At 31.7% G+C, this 3,063-nt stretch carries 5 protein-coding genes; 1 reads left to right on the top strand and 4 read right to left on the bottom strand.

The features are described 5' to 3' along the window. Nucleotides 1-456: 456 nt before the first annotated feature. Complete coding sequence (locus V7150_RS22315; protein WP_335522606.1) at nt 457-603, bottom strand: hypothetical protein; 147 nt, start codon at nt 601-603, stop codon at nt 457-459. A 275-nt stretch (nt 604-878) separates the two neighbouring features. On the opposite strand from V7150_RS22315, the gene V7150_RS22320 reads away from it, so the two are divergent. Further along, the gene (locus tag V7150_RS22320) at nt 879-1,346 is read left to right on the top strand and encodes a YjfA family protein (RefSeq protein WP_335522607.1); all 468 of its coding nucleotides are present in this window, start codon (nt 879-881) and stop codon (nt 1,344-1,346) included. Nucleotides 1,347-1,458: 112 nt separating this feature from the next. Here V7150_RS22320 and V7150_RS22325 read toward each other — a convergent pair whose 3' ends face one another. The 3 genes from V7150_RS22325 to V7150_RS22335 form a co-directional block, all read right to left on the bottom strand. Beyond that, nucleotides 1,459-1,632: a hypothetical protein gene (locus V7150_RS22325; protein ID WP_335522608.1), complete on the bottom strand. Its 174-nt coding sequence runs from the start codon at nt 1,630-1,632 to the stop codon at nt 1,459-1,461. Between the two features lie 192 nt (nt 1,633-1,824). Further along, nucleotides 1,825-2,670 carry a permease prefix domain 1-containing protein gene (locus V7150_RS22330; RefSeq protein WP_335522610.1) on the bottom strand — a complete coding sequence of 282 codons (846 nt, stop codon included), beginning with the start codon at nt 2,668-2,670 and terminating at the stop codon, nt 1,825-1,827. After that, nucleotides 2,657-3,007 carry a PadR family transcriptional regulator gene (locus V7150_RS22335; protein WP_335522612.1) on the bottom strand — a complete coding sequence of 117 codons (351 nt, stop codon included), beginning with the start codon at nt 3,005-3,007 and terminating at the stop codon, nt 2,657-2,659. Before V7150_RS22335 ends, V7150_RS22330 begins: the two co-directional genes overlap by 14 nt. Between the last annotated feature and the right edge of the window lie 56 nt (nt 3,008-3,063).

Raw genomic sequence — 3,063 nt, forward strand, 5'->3', positions numbered from 1 at the left:
TCATTACAGGAATGCTGCCATTTAGTTTAATAAGAAAATCCGCATAATGGTTCTATAAAAGTCCCCTCTCTTTTAGTTCACATTTTATTCGTAGTGCGTATTAAGGCTTGTTCGAACAATTTGTTTTAGAAATTCAGCATATATCCAATCTAATACATAAATTTTTAATAAAATAATATTGCCAGATTTGCATATCTCCACTTTTGAAGCGACTCACCAGCGCTTCTTTTTTTTCGTCTTGTTCGAACAATTTCTTCAATTAATCAACATTTGTCCAATCCGATACTAAAACTTTTCATAAAATAAATATTGAATAATGGTTTGATTCATATTCCCTCCAACTTTTGAAGCGTTTAACTATCGCTTCTTTTTTTTGACTTTTTGGTCAAATACGAACCCTGCGAGCAGATTTACTTGACTCTTTCTTTCACATGTGACAAATTCTTTTATACTCCATCACAACCGTCTTGTTAGAAGGAACAACAGATCTACACTTGCTGCAGCAGTGCCTTCAACTAAACATTCTTCACATTCTGTCCAATCGGTTCCAGATTGATTTTGGAAGTATTCCTCACCTTTATATTCCGGACATACCTTTTTCATTATCCATGTCCTCCATTACTCCTAATCTATTGAGATAAAAGAACAGTTTTATATCTACATACTCAGTTTCTTTGTAAAGTCCCTCCATATTAATAGTTATTTCTACTTAATGTATTCGCTCACACCATCGTTCATTTTAACTGTTTTTTCCATATATTATTGACTCAATAATTAAATCCAATTAATATTTAAGTGTATTATTTGAAAATTGCCAAAAAAAGGAGGACTGTCTTTTTATTGTTGTATGGTAAAAAATTTTAGGAGGTTAAAAGTTTATGAAAAAACTATTTATCAAAGTATCTTCTCTACTCCTACTACCATTCCTTGTATTCGGAACTATAACAACTCATGCTGAAGATCATTCTTACGATGGGAAGAGCCCTTACTACAATGATTGTGCTTCTAGTGCAAGTACAAAAGCATCAGCCAATTTAGTTAATGAAAACAATAAAAAGATAGGTGTCGTTGAATTAAAATTCAGTAGTACTTGTAAAACAGCTTGGGCTAAAATTACAATGGACAGTACTGTGCCATCTGGTTTTGAAGCTAATGCTGAAGTAACACGTAATACTGATGGTAAACGATTTAGTTGTGCTTCTTCAGGTGGTAACGGTAAAGTCGTAGCTGGTCAAACTTCATGTTATACTCCAATGGTTTATGATTTAGATCCAAGAACATCTTATGCCTTTGGTAAGTATTATGGCTCTAATTATAATGTCTGGGCTTACACTGCATCATATTAATTAATTTAGGTAGGCATGCTATATGTATGCCTGCTTTCATTATTTAAATTAGTTAATACCAAACTCTTTATAAATAAATTCTTGTATTCATTCGGTATCTTTGGAATGTTCATCAAAGCATATTTGAATATTTACGATAATATTGATAAATTTCGTGACTATCTTCAATAACTTTAAATTTATTTTCCATCACTCCATTCTCATTATTTTTCCATTTTTCCTCATTATCATACGCTAGTTCAATAATCGTAATTATAGAAAATGACAGTTCTTTCAAAGTTTCCACTTACTTTCTTACTGCACATTTTGTGTCAATTGCGAAGTTAATAAACAACTTCTTCTTCAACTATCCTGCAACGTTAGCTCAACAAGAAGATAGATCGCCGCAACGGTCCCCATCTTTAACTCTTGCACCCTATAGTTTAAGTACAATAATTCACAAAGTTTCGGTTCATTTAAATAAGGTGCACCTGTTTTATTAATAAGAATATCTACTATTTGTCTTTGATACCCCTCTAATTCCAACTAATTTGTAAATCAAATAACCAAGAACATTTAATAAAACAAATATTATTATCCAACCAATATTTAATCGCCTATGATGATAAGCGTTGATTATTGCCCAAATCGTAAACAAAGCTGCATAAACTGCAACTCCTACTAATAAAACCAAACCCATTATAGAGTCAAGATATCTTACTTCCATATTGACATACCATTCTGAATCTCCATTTCCATTTGGATATAGAGCAAAAAGCCACTTAGGAGCCCATATTTTTCTTTCAAACTGATAATTTGGTTTTGCGTTTTCTACATATTCAAATATTGATGTATAACTTTCTCCGTCTTTCTTTATGTCCCTTACATTATAAATTTGGATTTTTGAAATATCATCTGAACCATTCACTAAGCCTTCTAATTCTTTTTTCATATCTTCAGAAATACCATCTTTATTATGTAATATATTAAATATTTCTTTTGCGTCATTAGAAATTTCGTGAGAATTTTGTTCTGCTACTGCCCAAATAAATCCAAATCCAGCTGAAGATATTACAAGAAAAAATAGGGCTATATACAGTACCCATTTTGCAAATACCTTTTGTGCTTTAAATAATTGCCCAACGATAGAACGCATCTCTTTTTCTCCGCCAAAACGTTCAATAGCTATGTCTATTGCTTCTTGATCTGATTTCCCTTCTAGTTTTAATTCGTAAACTGCTTCCATCAAATGACTTTTCATTTCAGCTTTTAACTCTTGGATTTCTGTATTATTACCGCCTACATTGTGATAAACAGAATCTACATATGCTTCAATTTGCTTCATTTTTTTCTCTCCCTTCTAAAAACGAATCAATAATATTTTTCACAAATTGCCACTCCAAACGTTTTTTTTCAAACCCATCTTTACCTGTTGAAGTAATTTTATAATATTTTCTTCTCCCGCCTGGACCTTGTTCATCTCCCCAATAGGATTCTATCCATTTATTCTTTTCAAGACGCTTTAAGGACAGATATAATGTCCCTTCTTTTAGTTCGAATTGGTCTTCGCTTTTCTCTCGAACTAGTTTAGCTAACTCATATCCATACATATTTTTAGTTTGTAGTAAAGACAGTATTAACGTATCAATATGACCCTTTAAAACCTCTTTATTAACTTCCAAATTTGCCCACCTCCTATTATATTTATTATACAGATTACTCTATAATGCAAGGTATT

Source organism: Neobacillus drentensis (assembly GCF_036965245.1).
GTDB classification, from domain to species: domain Bacteria; phylum Bacillota; class Bacilli; order Bacillales; family Cytobacillaceae; genus Neobacillus; species Neobacillus drentensis_G.